Origin of the sequence: Natronococcus jeotgali DSM 18795, from assembly GCF_000337695.1 — an archaeon.
Classification (GTDB): domain Archaea; phylum Halobacteriota; class Halobacteria; order Halobacteriales; family Natrialbaceae; genus Natronococcus; species Natronococcus jeotgali.
In genome coordinates, this window is record NZ_AOIA01000167.1 from 91,364 (window position 1) to 109,751 (window position 18,388).

At 64.7% G+C, this 18,388-nt stretch carries 19 protein-coding genes and 3 tRNA genes; 14 read left to right on the forward strand and 8 right to left on the reverse strand.

Translation table 11 applies throughout. The features are described from left to right. Positions 1–430 precede the first annotated feature (430 nt). The 3 genes from C492_RS21675 (at position 431) to C492_RS21685 (ending at position 3,191) form a co-directional block, all read left to right on the forward strand. Entirely contained in the window at positions 431–1,351 is a 921-nt protein-coding gene (locus tag C492_RS21675; RefSeq protein ID WP_008427597.1) for a nucleotidyltransferase domain-containing protein, read from the forward strand. Positions 1,352–1,730: 379 nt separating this feature from the next. After that, the gene (locus tag C492_RS21680; protein ID WP_008427598.1) at positions 1,731–2,507 is read left to right on the forward strand and encodes a hypothetical protein; all 777 of its coding nucleotides are present in this window, start codon (positions 1,731–1,733) and stop codon (positions 2,505–2,507) included. 51 nt (positions 2,508–2,558) lie between these two features. Beyond that, positions 2,559–3,191: a DsbA family oxidoreductase gene (locus C492_RS21685; protein ID WP_008427599.1), complete on the forward strand. Its 633-nt coding sequence runs from the start codon at positions 2,559–2,561 to the stop codon at positions 3,189–3,191. Here C492_RS21685 and C492_RS21690 read toward each other — a convergent pair whose 3' ends face one another. After that, a complete protein-coding gene (locus tag C492_RS21690) occupies positions 3,192–4,016 on the reverse strand; it encodes an NAD(+)/NADH kinase (RefSeq protein ID WP_008427600.1) in 825 nt (274 codons plus the stop codon). Positions 4,017–4,135: 119 nt separating this feature from the next. On the opposite strand from C492_RS21690, the gene C492_RS21695 reads away from it, so the two are divergent. Beyond that, entirely contained in the window at positions 4,136–4,381 is a 246-nt protein-coding gene (locus C492_RS21695) for an amphi-Trp domain-containing protein (RefSeq protein WP_008427601.1), read from the forward strand. Between the two features lie 172 nt (positions 4,382–4,553). Here the strand turns inward: C492_RS21695 and C492_RS21700 are convergent. Continuing rightward, a tRNA-Gly gene (locus C492_RS21700) sits at positions 4,554–4,624 on the reverse strand. A gap of 258 nt (positions 4,625–4,882) precedes the next feature. Here C492_RS21700 and C492_RS21705 point away from each other — a divergent pair. Further along, the gene (locus C492_RS21705; RefSeq protein ID WP_008427602.1) at positions 4,883–5,677 is read left to right on the forward strand and encodes an NAD+ synthase; all 795 of its coding nucleotides are present in this window, start codon (positions 4,883–4,885) and stop codon (positions 5,675–5,677) included. A gap of 13 nt (positions 5,678–5,690) precedes the next feature. Here the strand turns inward: C492_RS21705 and C492_RS21710 are convergent, their stop codons facing one another. Together C492_RS21710 and C492_RS21715 are read right to left on the reverse strand one after the other, a co-directional pair. Next, complete coding sequence (locus tag C492_RS21710) at positions 5,691–6,218, reverse strand: GNAT family N-acetyltransferase (protein ID WP_008427603.1); 528 nt, start codon at positions 6,216–6,218, stop codon at positions 5,691–5,693. A 66-nt stretch (positions 6,219–6,284) separates the two neighbouring features. Continuing rightward, positions 6,285–6,983 (reverse strand): enoyl-CoA hydratase/isomerase family protein, encoded by a 699-nt coding sequence (locus C492_RS21715; protein ID WP_008427604.1) that lies wholly within the window; start codon positions 6,981–6,983, stop codon positions 6,285–6,287. Between the two features lie 60 nt (positions 6,984–7,043). Here C492_RS21715 and C492_RS21720 point away from each other — a divergent pair, with 60 nt between their 5' ends. From C492_RS21720 to C492_RS21730, 3 genes are all read left to right on the forward strand, one after another. Further along, positions 7,044–7,733, forward strand: coding sequence for a DUF7114 family protein (locus tag C492_RS21720; RefSeq protein ID WP_049893243.1), 690 nt, complete (start codon positions 7,044–7,046; stop codon positions 7,731–7,733). Positions 7,734–7,807: 74 nt separating this feature from the next. After that, positions 7,808–7,879, forward strand: a tRNA-Thr gene (locus tag C492_RS21725). A 160-nt stretch (positions 7,880–8,039) separates the two neighbouring features. Next, a tRNA-Thr gene (locus C492_RS21730) sits at positions 8,040–8,111 on the forward strand. Between the two features lie 390 nt (positions 8,112–8,501). Here C492_RS21730 and C492_RS21735 read toward each other — a convergent pair. Then, positions 8,502–9,413 (reverse strand): helix-turn-helix transcriptional regulator, encoded by a 912-nt coding sequence (locus tag C492_RS21735; RefSeq protein WP_008427606.1) that lies wholly within the window; start codon positions 9,411–9,413, stop codon positions 8,502–8,504. A gap of 149 nt (positions 9,414–9,562) precedes the next feature. Between C492_RS21735 and C492_RS21740 the strand changes: the two genes are divergently transcribed. From C492_RS21740 to C492_RS21750, 4 genes are all read left to right on the forward strand, one after another. Further along, complete coding sequence (locus C492_RS21740) at positions 9,563–11,053, forward strand: FAD-binding oxidoreductase (protein WP_049893244.1); 1,491 nt, start codon at positions 9,563–9,565, stop codon at positions 11,051–11,053. After that, positions 11,046–11,291, forward strand: coding sequence for a DUF7512 family protein (locus C492_RS26110; protein ID WP_083898887.1), 246 nt, complete (start codon positions 11,046–11,048; stop codon positions 11,289–11,291). The genes C492_RS21740 and C492_RS26110 overlap by 8 nt, the downstream gene beginning before the upstream one ends. Positions 11,292–11,320: 29 nt before the next feature. Then, on the forward strand, positions 11,321–12,283 hold the full coding sequence (locus tag C492_RS21745; RefSeq protein ID WP_008427609.1) for a sulfite exporter TauE/SafE family protein: 963 nt from the start codon (positions 11,321–11,323) through the stop codon (positions 12,281–12,283). 300 nt (positions 12,284–12,583) lie between these two features. Next, complete coding sequence (locus tag C492_RS21750) at positions 12,584–12,973, forward strand: hypothetical protein (RefSeq protein WP_008427611.1); 390 nt, start codon at positions 12,584–12,586, stop codon at positions 12,971–12,973. Between the two features lie 221 nt (positions 12,974–13,194). Here C492_RS21750 and C492_RS21755 read toward each other — a convergent pair whose 3' ends face one another. Next, complete coding sequence (locus C492_RS21755) at positions 13,195–14,277, reverse strand: class I SAM-dependent methyltransferase (protein ID WP_008427613.1); 1,083 nt, start codon at positions 14,275–14,277, stop codon at positions 13,195–13,197. A gap of 151 nt (positions 14,278–14,428) precedes the next feature. Here C492_RS21755 and C492_RS21760 point away from each other — a divergent pair, with 151 nt between their 5' ends. Together C492_RS21760 and C492_RS21765 are read left to right on the forward strand one after the other, a co-directional pair. Further along, positions 14,429–15,325, forward strand: coding sequence for a helix-turn-helix transcriptional regulator (locus C492_RS21760; RefSeq protein WP_049893245.1), 897 nt, complete (start codon positions 14,429–14,431; stop codon positions 15,323–15,325). Between the two features lie 394 nt (positions 15,326–15,719). Next, positions 15,720–16,136 carry a universal stress protein gene (locus C492_RS21765; protein WP_008427617.1) on the forward strand — a complete coding sequence of 139 codons (417 nt, stop codon included), beginning with the start codon at positions 15,720–15,722 and terminating at the stop codon, positions 16,134–16,136. A 290-nt stretch (positions 16,137–16,426) separates the two neighbouring features. Here C492_RS21765 and C492_RS21770 read toward each other — a convergent pair whose 3' ends face one another. Both C492_RS21770 and C492_RS21775 read right to left on the reverse strand, forming a co-directional pair. Continuing rightward, complete coding sequence (locus C492_RS21770) at positions 16,427–16,741, reverse strand: hypothetical protein (RefSeq protein ID WP_008427619.1); 315 nt, start codon at positions 16,739–16,741, stop codon at positions 16,427–16,429. A 49-nt stretch (positions 16,742–16,790) separates the two neighbouring features. After that, on the reverse strand, positions 16,791–18,290 hold the full coding sequence (locus C492_RS21775; RefSeq protein WP_008427620.1) for an amidase: 1,500 nt from the start codon (positions 18,288–18,290) through the stop codon (positions 16,791–16,793). Positions 18,291–18,388: the final 98 nt, after the last annotated feature.

The window sequence follows — 18,388 nt, forward strand, 5'->3', positions numbered from 1 at the left end:
CGCCGGCACCGAAACCGTCGGTCGACGGTCGCGGCCTCGTTTAAGTGGCTCTGGTCACAAGGAGAAGCTATGGTAGGGCGGCGCAGTTCTGGTGACCCTCACGTTCGACAGCGTCCGCTTTCGGCGCGACGCCACCGATCTCGCTGCGGGGACGAAAGCGCCCGTTCCGATCCGCGCCCGCCGTTTACGTATCTCTGGCGACAAGGTAGAGATACCACGGGACGCCGTCGTTCTCGCGGACTCTCGAACTCGACAGCCGTGTGTCCCCTCTCGGACCCCGCCGGAGCGACCGCTCGCTCTTTAAGTATCTCTGGTCACAAGGTGGAGCTATGACGGGAGACTGGGCGTTCTACGATTCTCGGTGCCACGGTAGCCGCGCGTCTCGAACGGGCTCGACGTTCGAACGCTCGAGAAGCGACACACGGTAGCGATGGCACCAGTCTCCGCCCGCGTACGCGAGACGATCGATCGACACCTGAACGAGATCGAACGCTCTCGAGAGGTGTCGATCGTCCTGGCGGTCGCCCGCGGGAGCCGCGCCTGGGGCGCGGCGGGACCCGACAGCGACTACGACGTCGGGTTCGTCTACGCGCCGACGGATCTCCGACGGTACGCCCACCTCCGCGGGGTCGACGAGGTCGTCCTCGAGGAGCGCGAGGACTTCGAGTACCAGGGCTGGGACGTCCGCACGTTCGCGGCGCTGCTGGCCGACTCGAACGACGGCGCGATCGACCTCCTGCGGAGCCCGATCCGGTACCGAACACGTTACAATCCCGACCCGCTTGTCGGCTACGTCGAGCGGACGTACAACCCGATCGACCTCTATCACGCCTGGCGCGGGATCGCGACGAACAACTATCGGAAGTACCTCTCGGAGCACCTGGTTCGGAACGACGACGAGACGTTTCCGATCCTTGAGCGCCGCGACGGGAAGTACGTCGTCGAGACCGAAAACGGGACGGCGACCGTCGCCGCGGACGACGAGCGGTTCGCCGAGACGGGGACGCGACCGACGGTCAAGCGGAACCTGACCGTGATCCGCGCCGCGATGGCCGCACGATACCTGAAAGCGACCGGTGAGCACGGCGACCACGAACTGCCCGTTCTCGAGTTCGGGAGCTTCCTCGAGGAGCAGGCGCCCGCGATCTTCGACGAGGAACGGATCGACCGCGCCCGGGACCTCCTCGAGCGCAAGCGCGCGGGCGAGGGAAGCGTCCGGATCGGCGCCGCGGTCGATCGCGCGTTCGCCCACCCGCCCGAGCGGATCGATCCGGCGGTGCACGCTCGAGACGGCCCCGACCGTGCTCGACTGGACGAGTATGTCGACGAGCTGATCGCGGCGAGTCGGTGATCCGAGTCGCCGTCCTCGCTTTAAGTGCCTCTGGTCACAAGGTAGAGATACGACGGGAGATCATCGCTTCTCACGCTTCTGGTTCGGCAGCTGCGGGTGCTAGGTCGGAACTCGAGCGTATCGATCGCTCTTTAAGTTCCTCTGGTCACAAGGTGGAGCTATGACGGAAGACCGGCGCTTTTCGAACTCCTACCGCTGGTAGCTTTGACGTTCGAGCCGAAAGCCGGTATCGACCGGTTTCTATTTAAGTGGCTCTGGTCACAAGATAGAGCTACGAAGGGCTTTTCGCAGATGGGGTGCCGAATCTCGTCGAGCGTCGGCTCTCGGGCGTGGTGAAACGAGCAAGTCTTTTTCCGTCTCCCGGTCTGAGCGACACACGATGTACGACGACGGTGTTGACTCCGGACCAGCCCTCCGGCGGGAGTCCGACCCCGACGGCCTCGAGGGGAATCGTCGCCTCGAGACGCGCCCCGGTTCCGGGGCGCTCTCCCGGGCGGACGTCCAGCGGGACTCGACCGTCCGTCAGTGGGGCGTCGTCACGCCGAGTGCGACCGTTATCGGGCGCGCGGAGTCGCCCGACGAGGAGCTCCCCGAGAGCGTTCGCCGACTCCACGACGAACAACACGGCGCGACGCCGGGCTACAGCGAGCGCGCGCACCGACTCGATCGGCTGCGGACGACGCAGGCGCTGTGCAACGCCCTCGATCTGACCCCCTGGCAGCGGGATCTGGCGCTGGGCGTGATGGACGAGATCGACCTCACCGAGTTCGGCAGCCAACGTGCGATCCCGAAGGTCGCGCTGGTGGTGATCCGCCACGTCGTCGACGTCGACCGCCGCGCGTACTTCGGCCTCGACGACGTCGACGTCGCCGAGCTCTCACCCGATCGGATGGACGAGCTGTTCGGCCAGTACCGCGCCCACGACATCACCGACGAGGAAGCCTTCCGACGCCTCGCCGCGGATCACGGACTCGACACGACGAGCCTGAACCGGCTGCGGCGCGTGTTGAAGTCCCAGCTCGAGGACGAGCTTCCCGCCTACGGCCGCAACCCCTACCGGGATCCGAACCTCCCGAGCCTCGAGGACCGAGTCGACGAGAACTCGCCCGATGCGAACCGAAGCGACGCGCCCGACGATCCGAACGCCGGGGAGTGAGTCGGGCGCTCGGAGCCGTCGTCTTTTCCGTCGCGGGTCCCTACCGCGACCATGTCCGAGACCGAAACCGTCGACCGACTCACGATCTACGCCGACTACGTCTGTCCGTTCTGTTACCTGGGTAAGCGTTCGCTCGAGCGGTACCGCGACGAGCGCGAGACGCCACTCGAGGTGGAGTGGCACCCGTTCGACCTCCGCTCGGGGAAGCGAAACGCGGACGGCTCGATCGATCACGCGGTCGACGACGGGAAGGACGACGACTACTACGAGCAGGCCCGCGAGAACGTCCGCCGACTTCAGGAAAAGTACGACGTCGAGATGAACCAGGAGATCGCGATCGAGGTCGACTCGCTGAACGCCCAGCTCGCCTCCTGGCACGTCTCGGAGAGCGACCCCGACCGGTGGGCGACCTTCGACGCGGCGATCTACGAGGCGCTCTGGCAGGACGGACGGGATATCGGCGATCCTGACGTGCTGGCGGAGATCGCCGAGGAGGTCGGCCTCGCCCCCGGGGAGATCCGCGACGCGATCGACGACGAGGGGCTCAGAGCGGAGCTCGAGGAGCTGTTCGACGACGCTCGACGGCAGGGCGTTACCGGGGTTCCGACGTTCGTCAACGAGGGCCGCGCCGCTCGCGGCGCGGTACCGCCCGAACAGCTCGAGCGCCTCCTCGAGGGGGAGTAGCTACTCGAGTTTCTCGAGCGCCTCGAAGAAGTTCGCCCGCGGTCCGGCGAGCGTGACGGGCTCGTCCGCGACCGAGACGTCGACGGTCGCCGGCGGCTCGAGTTCCCGCCGGTTTCGCCCGTCGCTGATCGCGTAGGCGGTTTCGGCGTCCGCGACCGAGAGCTCGATCTCGGCGTCGCGGTCGACGACCAGCGGCGGCATCGCCTCGGTCGCCGCCATCTGGTTGACGATCAGCGCGTCGGCTCCGGGGCGAACGAGCGGGCCGCTCTCGCCGAGGTTGTACGCCGTCGACCCCGTCGGCGTGGCGACGAGAACCCCGTCGGCGTGGCCCTCGGCGTAGCGCTCGCCGTCGACCCGGATTTCGATCGTCGCGCCCCCGCCGTGGCCCCGCCGGGGGCCGTGGACGACGACCTCGTTGAGCGCCGGCTCGAGGGACCACCCCTCGCCTTCGGCCCGGAGTCGATCGAGTCGACGACCGTCGACGGCGCCGTCCGCCCGAACCGATTCGACGACGTCGGCGACGACGGCGACGGCGTCCCCGGGATCGACGGCGTTGAGAAAGCCGACTTCCCCGAGGTTGACGCCGAGGATCGGCGTCCCCCCCACCTCGCGGGCGACGAACAGCAACGTTCCGTCGCCGCCGATGCTGACGACCAGCTCGCGACTCGCCATCGACGCGACCGGGACGCCGTCCTCGTTGATCGCGGCGCCGGTCGACTCGTCGACGACGGCGGTCGCGTTCTCGAGGGCCTCGATCAGCGTCGCGGCGAGAGCCTGTGCCCGCTCGTTGTCGCGCTGGGCGACGATTCCGACGGCGACGTCCATCGTGGTCGCATACCGGTCCGCGGGTGAAAAGGCCACCCGTCTCCATCCGAGTGCGAGGTCCCTGTGCAGGATGCGATCGCAGCCCACACTTTCTTTCGGAATCGCGGCTAGCTACGGGTATGGCCGAACGGACGACCAACGACGAAGTGCTGAGCCGAAGCGAACTCGCCGACTACCTCTCGGAGCTCTCCCGGCGGTTCGACGAGGGCGAGAGCGGGGTCGACGTCCCCGTCGGAAACAAGACCGTCTCGCTCGGTAACTCCGAGGACGTCTCGGTCTCGGTCGACATCGTGGAACGCTCCTCTCGGCTGCGGGGCGACCGCGAGACGGTGACGGTGACGATGAGCTGGAAACCCGAGTCGTAGCCCGATCGCACGCGTTCGGGCGACGCGACGTACCCAGGCAGTCGACAGACGGACGCCGCGACGTACTACCGGTGTGTAAGCCGCGGGCTCGCGGAGAACCGAGACGACGCGGGACCGATGGCGCGAGATCGAGGAGGAGGGAATACCCCCGTCGGATTCGCTCCGTCAAAAGTGCGCGGTCCGGGATTTGAACCCGGGCTAGCTGCGTGGGAGGCAGCTGTCCTACCGCTGGACCAACCGCGCTTCGTATCCGGAGTTTCCGTTCTACGAAGTTAAGGTCACCGTTTCCCGCGGGACGCTACTCTTCCCGGCCGCGAGCGGCCCGTCGATCCGCTCCGGACGCCCGATCGATCTCTCCGAGCCCGAGCGGGGATTCTCTCCTCCTCGCGCTTCGAAGGAAGCGAACGCGCTCCGGCTCGAGCGACGATCGAAACCGACCGAACGTCCACGTTGCGTCGTTCAGGGGAGCCTATTAGGTCCGTCCTTCCGTACCTCCGTTCGATGCTCGATCTTCGGTTTTCTGACGCGGAGCTGGACGAACGGCGCGATCACATCACGAACTTCGTTCGCGAGCAGGTCGACGGCGCGGGAACCGACGGGGCGGTCCTCGGGCTCTCGGGCGGGATCGATAGCACGCTCGTCGCCCACCTCGCGGTCGACGCCCTCGGCGCCGAGGGCGTTCACGGGCTCGTCCTCCCGGCGCGGGTCAGCGGCGACGACAACATGAGCGACGCCGAACGCGTCGCCCGCGAGCTCGGGATGAGCTACGACGTGATCGAGATCGAACCGATCGTCGACTCGCTACTCGGCGCCTACCCCGAGGCCGAGGGCGACCGAACCGCGGTCGGGAACGCTCGAGCCCGCGTCCGGGCGGTGCTGAACTACCTCGTCGCGAACCACGAGAGCCGACTCGTGCTCGGCACCGGCAACCGCAGCGAGGCCGCGGTCGGCTACTTCACGAAGTACGGCGACGGCGCCGTCGACTGCCACCCGATCGGGAACCTCTACAAGGCACAGGTCCGCCAGCTCGCTCGCCACGTCGGCGTCCCCGAGGATCTGGCGGCGAAACCCGCGACGGCGGAGCTCTGGGAGGACCAGACCGACGAGGACGAGATGGGATTCGACTACGAGACGCTCGATACGATCCTCGTCAGCCACGTCGACGGCCCGCTGTCGGCCGACGTAACGGCCCGCGAGCACGGCATCGACGTCGAGACCGTCGAGACGGTTCGACGGATGTACGAGCGCAGCGAGCACAAGCGGCGGGCGCCGGCGTCGCCGGACCCCCTCGAGTAGCGCCCGGTCTCGCCTACCGCCACTCGTCCTCGAGGAGCCCGTACCAGTGGGTATCCCGGTACTCGCCGTCGACGAACGCGGCGTCGCGGTGGACGCCCTCCTCGGAGAACCCGACCGACTCGAGGAGTCGCTTCGAGCCGTCGTTGAACCGGTAGACGCGGGCGGCGAGGCGGTGGAGTCCGAGCTGGTCGAACCCGTGGCCGACGACGAGCTCCACGGCCTCGGTTCCGTACCCCCGGCGCTGGTGGGCCGGCGCGATCCAGTAGCCCAACTCGGCGCCAGCCGACTGCCAGTCGATCGCGTCGAGGCCGACCGTCCCCACGGGGGTCGCGTCGGCGACCACCAAGAGGTGGATCGCGTCGTCCGAACAGACGACGTCGTCGTAAAACGCCCGCTCCTGCTCGGCGTTGAGCGGCATCGAGCGCCCGATCGGCCGTCGGATCGCGGGATCGTTGACCTGGGCCTGGAGGAACTCGAGGTCTTCCTCCTCGATCGTGCGCAGCGTGACGTCGTCGCCGGTCAGAAACGCGGGTCCGGGCATCTACTCATTGCCTCCACGGCGGGCGAAAAAAGCGATTCGGCCGTCCGCGATCGGGTTCCGGGACTCCTACTCGAGCAGTTCCCCGAGCTCCGCGGCGTGTGTTTCCGCCAGCTCGCCGAAGGCCTCGACCTCCCGTCGCTCCTGGGTCGCGCGGTCGGCGTCGTCGCGCACCCGTCGTTTCAGGGCGGCGAGCGCGTCGGTCTCGGTGGCCGCGAGCTCCTCGGCGACCGTCCGGGGGCGGTCCTCGAGCCGCGAGAGCAGCCCCATCCGGAGCGCCTCCTCGGCGCCGACGACCCGCCCGGTACAGGCGAGCTCCAGGGCGGCGCCCTCGCCGACGATCCGGGGCAGCCGGACGGTGCCACCCCAGGCGCCGAACAGCCCGAACGTGACCCCCGGTTCGCCGTAGCTCGAGTCGGGGGTCCCGACCCGGAGGTCACAGGCCAGCGCGAGCTCGAGCCCGCCGCCGCGGGCAGGGCCGTCGATCTCCGCGACGACGACGGGATCGGCGTCCTCGATCGTCCGGGCGACGCGCTGGCCCAGCCGGGCGAACTCTTCGGCCTCCTCCCGGTCGAGTTCGGCGACCGCCTCGAGGTCGGCGCCGGCACAGAACGCGGGTCCGGCACCTCGCAGCGCGATCACCGGTTCGTCGGCGTCGGCGACTGCCCGCTCGAGGGCCTCGAGTCCAGCGACGGTCAGGGCGTTGCGTCGGTCCGGCCTGTCGATCGTGATCGTGCGGATCGGTCCCTCGCTGTCGACGTCGATCATGCGAGGAGTGTACCGGGCGTTTCCAAAGGTCTTTGCCTCCTCCCTCGTAACGGCCCTATGATGGAACAGGCGGACAGCTGTCGGCGTGCGGCCCTCGAGGCCGTTACGGACGTCGAGCCCCCGGCGCTACACGAGTTCATCGAATCCACGCTCGAGAGCGCGTCGATGCTCCCCGGCGCGCTCACCCTCGAGAGCGCCCGCGCGGTCGACTCGAGCGACCCGATCGGTCGGGACGACGCTCTCGACGACGGGATCGTCACGCACGCCGCCGGCGTACAGCTCATCTACGAGGGGCTCCGACTCACCCGCTCGCTGGCCCGCGAGGAACCCTGGTCCGACGCGGAGACCGACGCCGACGGCGACCTCGAGGTCCTCGCGGCCGACATCCTCGTCGCCCGCGGCTTCTACCTGCTGGCCCGGACCGACGCCGCGGACAAGGCGGTCCGAACCGTCCAGGCGTTCGGCCGCGACCAGACCCACCGACTCGAGAGCCGCGAGGGCTCCGACCCCGCGGTGACCCGCGATACGAACCTCGAGCGGGACGTCCTCGAGCTGGCGGTACGCGCCGGCGCCGCGGCCGTCGACGAGGGCCCGTCCCCGTCGCTGCTCGAGACCGCCGACGAAATTGCCGCGGCCGCCGGCACGTCGTTTCCCGCGGTCGAGCGGTCGGCGATCGCCGCCGACCCGCTCTCGGAGCGCTCGCTCGAGGAGTCGCCGACCGATCGCGCGACCTCCGTCACCGACAGCTGATCGCGACACGGCGACCCACGCCTGCTGGCGAATCGAAACCCCTAAAGTGGACTCGACGTAACGAACGAGTGCGCGCCTGGGTAGCTTAGCGGTAAAGCGCGTCCTTGGTAAGGACGAGACCCCGGATTCAAATTCCGGCCTAGGCTCTCACTGAGTTCTGCCGTTCGGCGCTTCCTCCTCGAGCGAGAGCCGTCGGTACGGGACAGTGAGAGGTCTCGAGGCGACCCCGTCGCGGCTCGACCGCCGGCGCTCGCGAGACGGGTTTCGAAAGGGATAAATTCGCCTCGGACGAACCCCGAATTACGCGCCTGGGTAGCTTAGCGGTAAAGCGCGTCCTTGGTAAGGACGAGAGCCCGGGTTCAAATCCCGGCCTAGGCTCTTATCATTTTGTTCACAATACTACGCAGAACCAGCTGTGGGTGTTCTCTACGTCCTCATTCCTATGAGGGAATTAGTTGAGGTAGTTCAACGAACTCCTTCTTATAAGAGACAACAACTGGACCGCGCCCGCAGTGTATCCATTCTTCTCAGTTACTAGTGAGAAACCGCTCCCCATTTTCCGCCAGATTCTGAACTCGTGAAGCCGACGTCCAGACAGCTCGTTTAGATTCGTTATTCCTTCGTCGTCGCACCACCGAATGAAGTGACCCAGTCGTGAGCGATGGAAGTAGATGGTTGCTTGAGTGACGCTGTTTTCGCGGTCCACAGTGGAGGCGTTTCTTCACAGTTGGTTGATCTTCATGACTGTCAATCTGATTAACCCCAGTGTTACCGGATCAGACCCGACTGCTCTTCGAGTGATTTTGAATCCGCTCTGACCGATGCGTAGACGCGATCGGCCCACTCGCGCGCAATCGGCGCGTCCGTATCGACGAACACCTGCATCAGACCGGTGGTCTCATCGTAGCCCCCGATCCCAACGCGGTCGCCGAACAGTGCGAGGCCGTACGGCAGGTCTTCACGCGTTCGGAGAGTCAAGTGTCCGCGATCGATCGCTTTGCGGGCACGCTCGGGGTACGCCTCACACAGTTTTTCGGCGATGTGCGGCAGGTAGATGATTTCGGTGTCGGTTTCGTTGAACACTCGTTGGTGGAACTCGCCGAGAACCAGCGGTGCCATGTGCGTCGTGTTGAACCCCCGGAACGTCTCCGACTCGTTGACGAGCGCGATGAACCGCTCGACTGGTTTGTAGGGGTCGTCCGGTTCGGCGACGGTGATCGTCGCGTCCACAAACGGTTCGATGACGAACTCTCGGTGGTCCTCGCAGATGACATCAAGTAGCGGGGTCAGTCTGTGTGCGGTCCGTACGTTGGCCTCGAACCGGAGCATCTCCTCCGCGACGACTTCGCCGCGCCAGGTCAACTGGAATCGGCCATCGACTTTCTCGACGAAGTCCTGCTCGTCGAGCCACTGCGTGTACCGGTGGCTCGTCGCCCGCGAGACGTCGAGGCGCGCTTCGATTCCCCGCCGATCGAGCGGTTCCTCCAGCAGTGCTTCGAGGACGGGGCCGTGCCTGACGATGTCGCCGAGGAGGTCCGTATCGATACGATCACCCGCGGCGTCCAGACGCTGGCCGAGGTAACGACGGTTCCGTTCGTTTTCTAGAATCGCCTCCAGGACCGGCGAGCCCGGTGGTGGACGACTGTGTCCGTCCGATCGGTCGTCTTGATCAGGCACCATGTGACTCACTCTCTAGACAGAGGATGGCACTGATAGTAACTCTATCCCGTACCCGGTCCGAAATTCGTCTCACCACCTGAAACGGCACTCTCGATGCCGAATGCTACTCGATGGGTGAGGCCAACATCCGTGCTGTCGTCTACTTCTGTATGGCACAACACGCCATCTCCGCCGAACAGGTTGAACAGTTCGAAGCCGGATTCCACGGCGATCTAGTTCGTCCTGGCGACGTTCGAAAGAGCGGAGCGCTTTCGGGCCCATCAGAACGGCGCAGCCGTTCTGAGAACGCTGTCTATGACGACGCGCGTGCGGTGTGGAACGGGATGATCGACAAGCGTCCGGGGCTAATTGCCCGGTGTCGGGGCGTCGGCGACGTCATCAGCGCGGTGAATTTCGCGCGCGATAACGACCTGCTGGTGGCGGTTCGCGGTGGAGGCCACAACGTCGCCGGGACCGCCGTCTGCGACGACGGGCTCGTCATCGACCTCTCCGAGATGCGGGGTGTGTGGGTAGATCCTGGCGATCGGACAGCGTGGGTTCAGGCGGGTGCCACGTGGGCCGACGTCGATCACGAGACACAGAGCTTTGGTCTCGCAACGCCCGGCGGGGTCGTCTCGGAGACGGGCGTCGCGGGACTGACGCTTGGGGGTGGCATCGGTCACCTCCGCTGCAAGTACGGTCTAACCTGCGACAACCTCGCCTCCGTAGATCTGGTTACGGCAGACGGTGACTTCCTGACTGCCAGCGAAGACGAACACGCGGACCTCTTCTGGGGCCTTCGCGGTGGCGGCGGGAACTTCGGGATCGTCACCGGCTTCGAGTTCGACCTCCACCCGGTCGGACCCGAGGTGGCGACTTGCGTGGTATTCTATCCGGGTGATCGGATGGCCGAGTGTCTGCGCGCGTACCGCAAGTACGTCGCGTCAGCACCTGACGAAATCAGCACGCTTACCATGTCGGGCGTGATGCCCGAGGAGGAACTCTTCCCCACGGACGCGGTGAACGACCTGAAGATCGGAATCGTGGGCTGTTACGCGGGGCCAGTCGAAAAAGGCGAACGTGCGCTCGCACTGCTGCGGAAGATCGACGAGCCGATCGCGGACTTCAGCGGACCGATGCCGTACGTGGAGTTCCAGCAACTCTTCGACGAGGACTATCCCGATGGGATGCGCTACTACTGGAAATCGCTGTACCTCGATGACCTATCCGAGTCCGCCATCGACCGTATCGCCTACTGGTCCGATGTGGCACCCTCCCCGCTCTCGACAGTCGATATCTGGCAGATGGGTGGTGCGGTCGCCCAGGTTGACGTCGAGAACAGTGCGTTCGCGGGGCGGCATGCCCCCTTCCTGCTCGGCGTCGAAGCGAACTGGGAGCGCCCGAAGGACGACAATGCGAACGTCGAGTGGGTGCGTGACTGTCTCGACGACATGCGCCAGTTCTCGGATGGTTCTGTGTACCTGAACTTCCCGGGGTTCCTCGAAGAGGGCGACGACATGATGCGGGCCACGTTCGGACCGACATACGAGCGGTTAGTCGTCCTGAAAGACGAGTACGACCCGACGAACCTGTTCAGCCTCAACCAGAACATCGCGCCGTCCGGAAGCGCTGAGGCCGACGGAGGGGCGTGCCATGACTGATTGGGATGCGGAATCTCCAGCCACCGGGTGCCGGTTATCAGCAAGCTGGGTCGTATTAATCAGTCTAACGGTGGTATCTCTGAGCCTCCTCTCGGTCGCTCCCATCCTCGGTGAGTCCGGGCAGGCTGTTACCACGGTTGGTTACGTGCTGGCTGAAGCACTCGTGCTATACGTCGGATACGGGGTACTGGCGTGGGTTGCTAACCCGGTTGCTCGTAAAATACTCGTGAGTACCTGACCGTGGAACCTTTTGGCCTCGGTATCCCAATGATCGGTCTCTTCGTCGGATTCGGCCTGCTCATCGGCATCCTCTTTGGGTTCTTCGGGATGGGAGGCTCGTTCCTCGTGACGCCAATGCTGTTGGTGATCGGATACCCGGCTCCGGTAGCTGTCGGAAGCGGACTCGCGTTCGTCTTCGGGACCAGTGTTATCGGTGCGCTCAGACACCGCGATCACGGCCAGGTCAGCTACACGCTGGCGGCGGTGATGATTCTCGGAATGACGTTCGGCATCGAGGTCGGCACCCGGATCGTGTTCCTGCTTGCGGATCTCGGCGGCGCTGACTTCGTCATCAGCGCGGTGTACGTTGGCCTTCTCGGAGTTGTCGGACTCGTTGTCTTCCGAGATGCGCGTACTGACGGTACCGAAGTGGGAACGGGCCGAGTCGCTACGGAAGTTCAGTCCATCGCGCTCCCCCCACTGGTGTCGCTACCTGGTGGTGCGACCGTCTCGGTGTGGGTTATCCTTGTTGTTGGGTCGAGTATCGGCATCCTCTGCGGATGCCTCGGTGTCGGTGGAGGATTCCTTCTGCTCCCCGTCATGGTCTACGGGTTCGGCATTCCCACTGCAATCGCCGCTGGAACCAGCATCTTCCAGATTTCGATTACGGGTGCGTTCGGAACGTTCGTCTACGCCCAGTCGAACGCCGTCAATATCCCTGTTGTCGCCGCGTTGCTCGTCGGGAGCGCTCTCGGTGCTCGAATCGGTGCAAGTGCGACGCGTCTCGTAAACGAATCCGACATCAAGGGATACTTCGCTGGTATGCTGCTCGCTGGGAGTGTTGCCACCGCAAGTAAGCAGGTGAGTGCGGTATACGGGATTGAGACGCTTGAGACGGCGAGTGTAGTTCTCATCTTCGTAACTGCAGTTCTGGTCAGTGCTGCGGTCGTCCACACGTCGGTCAATTCGTTCAGAAAGGATCGAGAAGATGGGTCACCACGCACCCACTAACTACGGGCATAGCTTCGACTGATACTACTTTGGAGTCCGAACGGTAGACTACCCGCCGGTCCGCCGTAACTTCTGCAGCAATATTGTTGGTTTCCACCGAAATTATACAAACCGCTGTCCCGCAGTAACAACTAACACGACACGCGTCGTAACCAGCCATTGGCGCCGGCTTCGATGACTCGGTACTGAAGGAGATTCTGTCGTGCTGGGCGCAACGACTAGAGGGACCTATGGTAACCACAGTAGCGATCAACACGGAAGCAGTACAACGCCGTTGCAGCGCCAAGAACAGGGGGCGAGATGTCTGACTCCATCGTGTATATCGACCGATCCGTAGTGCGCGACGGGAAGTTGGAAGAACTCAAACCGGCGATGGCGGAGTTAGTGGACTTCGTCGAGGCCAACGAGCCGGATATACTGGCGTACGACGTCTACTTCAGCGCCCGCGGCGACCGGATGACCGTGATGCATATGCACGCCGATCAGGACTCGTTGGAGTTCCACATGGAGGTTCCAGGCCCGAAATTTCCCTCGATTGGCGAGTTCATTGAGCGCGAATCCATCGACGTGTATGGCCATCTGAGTGAGCCCCTCATCCAGCGGCTGAGGGACAAAGCCTCGGAGTTGGGAAGTGGACGGGTGTCGATCCACGAACTTCACCGAGGCGTCGGTCGCGTTCCGGACAACTAAGACGAAGTGAGGGTCGGACGGTCGGCGAGGGACGGTCGGGGTGCGCGATCGGCGAGATCAGTTCGGACCTCACGAGCCATTTTCGCGTGAACGCTCATCAGAACGACTACGTTGAGATGGCCAATTTTGGCCGCCTGACGCCTGAACGGGCAATTCGTTCGAAAGTCGAATAGGGGAGTAAGTGCCACCGAGACCCGCGTCCAGCGGGCAAAAGCGTGTCGTCACGGTTTCGCTTCGAGCACGAGGTTGAACGGTGTCTCGGTCGCCCGGCGGACGCTCGTGAATCCGCCCGCAGTGATCACCTCCCGGAGACGCGCTTCGCCAGCCTGTGCTCCCAAAACGGGGTCACCACCCTGGTCAAGCGAGTTCGGGACACAGGCCAGCGTCGAGGCGCAGTAGAATGCCCTGCCGATCGGATTCAGGTTGTCCTCGACCCGATCAGTGGCGAATGGCTCGACCAACATCCACGTCCCGTCGTCGGCAAGCGTCTCTCGGACGTGTGACGCCACGCCGACCGGATCACCCATGTCGTGATACGCGTCGAACATCATCACGAGATCGTAGTCGGCCCCGTTGAACTCCTTCGCGGTCGCTACCTCGAAGCTAATACGGTCTGCGATGCCAGCTTTTTCGGCTCTCTCGCGGGCCACTACGATCGAGTGATCGTGGTAATCGATGGCGACGAACTCCGAATCGGGGTAGGCCTCAGCCACGGTGATCGTCGACGCACCGTGACCACAGCCCACGTCGGCCACGCGCGCGCCCTCCCTGAGTCTCGCGTCTATTCCGTCAAGTGCGGGGATCCACTCGTCTACCAGATACGTCTCGTACCCGGGCCGGTAGAAGCGCTCAGTGCCGTGGCACACGTCTTCGTCTTGCTCATGCCAGCCCACGCCCTCGCCGGTTCGGAAGTCGGCTTCGATCTCCGAGAGGCTCCGCTGATACCCCAGTAACCCTTGGAACCCGCCAGCGAGGAAGGCGGGGCTGTCTTCGTCGGCCAGCAGCGCCGCCTGTTCGGGTGTGAGGCGATAGCGACCCGTCTCGGCATCGTAGGTGACGTAACCGCCAGCCGCTCCCGCAGCAAGCCACTCGTTGACGTATGGTACCACTGTGTCGGTCAGTTTGGCTAACTCGTCGGGCGTGAGCGGCCCGCTGTCGGCCAGCGCTTCGTAGAGGCCGAGCCTGTCGCCGATGACGATTAGCGGTGCGTAATAGGCCGCCCCGAGTTCGTTGACGGCCATTCCGACCAGTTCGTCCAATTTGTCTTCGTCAACCGATTCGTCAGCGGTAGTCGGTAGTGCCATATCTGGACTGTGGGCAGCAGCCATATTGGCCTCATTCACGGGGATTCTGTTTCACGGATTGAACCGCGTTTCAGCACGTGAGAGGGGGTTTCGCGTCGTGTACGGGATAGAACTACTACCTGTGACAACCTATGTCAAGATAGTGGATGACATGGACTCACCTGAAAATGACAGACTCGCGTTCAATCCACCGGCATCGCCGATCGTGGAGGCCGTCATGCAAAACGCGCGGAACCAGCAATATCTCGGCAAGCGTCTCAACGCGGCAGGTACCCGCGCCGACCCGGACCATCTCGGCGACATCGTCCGGCATGGTCCGGTTCTCGAAGCGCTCCGAGCGAAGCCACTGGATCGCCGCGAAATCGAAGAACACCTCGACGTCTCGCGGGCGACGAGCCACCGCTTGACGAAGTGGCTCGACGAACAGGGGTTCGTCGAGAAGGTTGATAGTCGACTCCAGTTGACGGGCCGTGGCGAGGCAGTTACTGACGAAGTACTCCGGTTCGAGGCGAACGTAAGCACCGTCCACCGGATGGGGCCGCTGTTGGACACGATCTGTCCGCATCATGCGGAGTTCGCTATCGAACCGCTGATCGATTCAACCGTGACGGTCGCTGAACCAACCGTTCCGGACCGGCCCGCCGAGCGATTCATCTCGCTCGTTAGCGAATCGGAGACGTTCCGGGGATTCAATACGACACATCTGGCGCCACTGATGATCAGTGAGTTCTATCAGCGAGTGTTCGACGGTACCGAGGCCGAACTGATTTACACGCCACACATCGCCGAGAAACTATGTGAAACGTATCCGCTCCGTGTGACCGAGGCGATCGATCGCGGCCAGTTGACCCTCCGAACCCGCGAGAAACTCCCCTACGGACTCGCAATTTTCGACGAACGTGTCGGGCTCGGAGGATACGACGATGACACAGGGCTGATGCAGGTGTTCGTCGATACGGACTCGCCCATGGCCCGCGAGTGGGCTGAACGGGTCTACGCGTCGATCAAAGCGGATTCTACGCCACTCGACAGTCAGATGGAGCAGTGAGATCTATCTCGCAAGGGAAGACAGAAAGTAATACAATCTCTTAAACGAGCCATCTCAAACCCTCGAATTCGGCAGCCTCACGCCGCAAATCTCGAGCAGTTCGACAGTCGAGCTGGAGTCTGTAGCACCCATACATGTGCAGTACAATAATCGCCCATCGGTGTCCTCTATTCTGTCAGCTATCGCTACTCGGACTGTCAGTGGTCTTGGTACGGCTCTCACAAAATCAACAGACAATCCCGGCCTAAGCTCTCCCCGTTTTTCGAACTCGAGAGCAGCAGCTCCGATCACGGTCGACCGCGAGCGACACCCCTCAACCCGAACGCTCGAGTCTCCTCCCAGCGCTCGAGAACCGGCACCCTCGTATATGTGCCGAGGGGTCGAATTCGCTACTATGAACGTCCTCGTTCCCCTCGACGACTCCGAGCCGGCGCTGGCGGCCCTCGAGCACGCCCTCGAGACGTTTCCGGAGGCCGAGATGACGGTGTTGCACGTCGTGAACCCGTCGGTCTCCGCGTACCAGACCGAGGCGCCGTACAACTTTCCGCGAGCGGTCGAGCTCGAGGAGGAGAAGGCGGAGTCGCTGTTCGAGACGGCTCAGGAGCTCGCGGCGGATCACGAGGGGGGGCTCGAGACCGCGACGATGGTCGGCTCCCCGCCCCGCGGGATCGTCGAGTTCGCGAACGAGCACGACGTCGATCAGATCGTGCTCGGGAGCCACGGACGGTCCGGCGTCTCCCGGGTCCTGCTGGGAAGCGTGGCGGAACAGGTCGTTCGCCGCGCGCGGGTTCCGGTGACGGTCGTTCGGTGATCCGGGAGCGCGGGCCGATCGAAGTATGGGTATCGCCGGTTCCCGCGAGCTGGGAATCGGGTAGCAGTTCAGTACCGACGAGGCCCCAGTCCCGATCGATGGAAACGAACGAACTCCTCGACGGGGAAGCGCTGACCGGAAAACACGCGGCGATCGTGTTCGCCCTCTGGCTCGGGTTCGTGGTCGTCGGCGCCCTTCTCCTTACGTTCGTGGTGTGAGCGCGTCGAACACGAGATCGTTTCGGCGGGTACCGCCTCCGAGCGGGCCGACTGCGGGAGACCGCTCCGAACTCACTTCTCGCCGGCGAACCGTCGGAACGCGACGTAGAGGGCGGCGACCAGAACGAGCAGGACCGTCAGACTCCGCGCCGTCCTCGCGAGGGCGCCCGTTCCGGACGTCTCGGGCTCGGTTTCGGTCGACTCCTCGCCGCCCGTTTCGCCCTCGAGGACGGCGTCCGATTCCGCGATCGGTGCCTCGAGGGCGCCCTCGGTGCCCTCGAGGATCGGCTCCCGCAGCGGCGTCGCCATGGCGGCCCGGACCGCCTCGCGGACGAGTAGCTGTACGAGTTCGTGCTCCAGATCGAGTTCCTCCGTCGCGGGTTTCATTGCGACGGACGGTTCGACGGACAGTCGGATAACTGTTGTCGGTGCCGTCTCAGGCCTCCTCGAGCGCGCGGGCCGCGTTCAACGCCGTGGCGTCGTCGAACCGGGAGCCGACGAGCATCAGTCCGACCGGGAGCCCGTCGACCTCGCCGGCGGGGACGCTGACGCCGGGGTGGCCGGTTCGGTTGAACGGCGTCGCGTTGTGGACGATGTCGGTCTCCCGCAGACGGTCGTACTGGTCCCGTTCGGGCTCGCGTTCCGGAGGTTTCGTCACCGCCGTCGGCATCACCAGCAGGTCGTACTCCTCGAGGACGGCGTCGTATCGCTCGGTGAGTTCGACGACGAGGTTCATCGCGCGGGCATAGTACCGCGAGTGGTACTCGGTGTTGGTGTACGAGCCCAGGAGTAACAGCAGCTTGAGCCGCGGCGGGAAGTCGTCGCTCTGTGCGCGCCGGAACTTGCCGAAGGACTCGACCCACGAGCGGTCGTACCACGCCTTCCAGCCGTGGCCGAGCGCCTCGCCGGAGATCGCGTCGAGCAGCCCCTCCGAGGTACAGACGTCGTGAACGTCCTTCGCGTCGAGGTGCATCGGGACTGAAACCTCCTCGACGGTCGCGCCCAGCGCCTCGAGGCGATCGATCGAGTCCCGGACGGTCTCGAGGACGTCCTCGTCGGCCCCCTCGCGGTCGAACCCCTCCTCGAGGACGCCGATCGAGAGGTCGGAGACATCGCCGTCCAGTCGCTCTGCATACTGTTCGACGGGAACCGGACTGTGACTTCGCAGATCCCGCTCGTTGCTCCCCGCGATCGCCGTGAGGGTGCGGGCGACGCTCTCGACGTCGGATCCCATCGGCCCGGGGTGGTCGATCGCGTGCTCGATACCGATACAGCCCGTGTAGGGCACGAGGCCGTAGGTGGGCTTGTGACCGACGATCCCGCAGAACGCCGCGGGGACGCGGACGCTGCCGCCCTGGTCGGAGCCGATCGCGACGTCGACCTCGCCTCTCGCGACCGCGACCGCGCTCCCGCCGCTCGAGCCACCCGCGAGGTAGTCATCGTCGTGGGGGTTCAGGACGGGACCGAACGCGCTGTGGCCCGTCGAGGTCATCGCCATGTCGTCCATGTTGGTTTTGCCGACGATATCGGCGCCGGCTTCCAGCAGCCGGGTCGTGACGGTCGCGTCGCGGTTCGGGACGTAGCCCTCGACGACGGTGGAGCCGCAGGTCATCTCCACGCCCGCGACCGAGACGTTGTCCTTGATTCCGACCTCCCAACCCTCGAGCGGACCGCCGTCGTCGCCCGCGACGAAACACTGGGTCACCCAGGCGTTGTGCGGGTCCTCCTCGCTCGTGACGCGCCGGCCGGCGTTTCGCGTCCGGTCCTCGGTACCGCCGAGACGGGGCTCGGGATCGTAGGACATGACCGTCTCGTAGGACTCGACTTTCCGCTCGGCCATCTCGACGAAGAACTCGAGTTCCTCGTCGGTGAGGTCCAAAAATAGTTCCTCCCCCAGCTCCGCGAGAACGTCTTCCGTCGGTACCCGCAGTGGCATGGACGAACAATCGCTCGTTCGCTGGAAGTGTACCGCGGTGGCACGCGCAAGTCCCGTCGCGACCCGCCGTCGAGACGACGTCGCGCAGGGGCCAACGG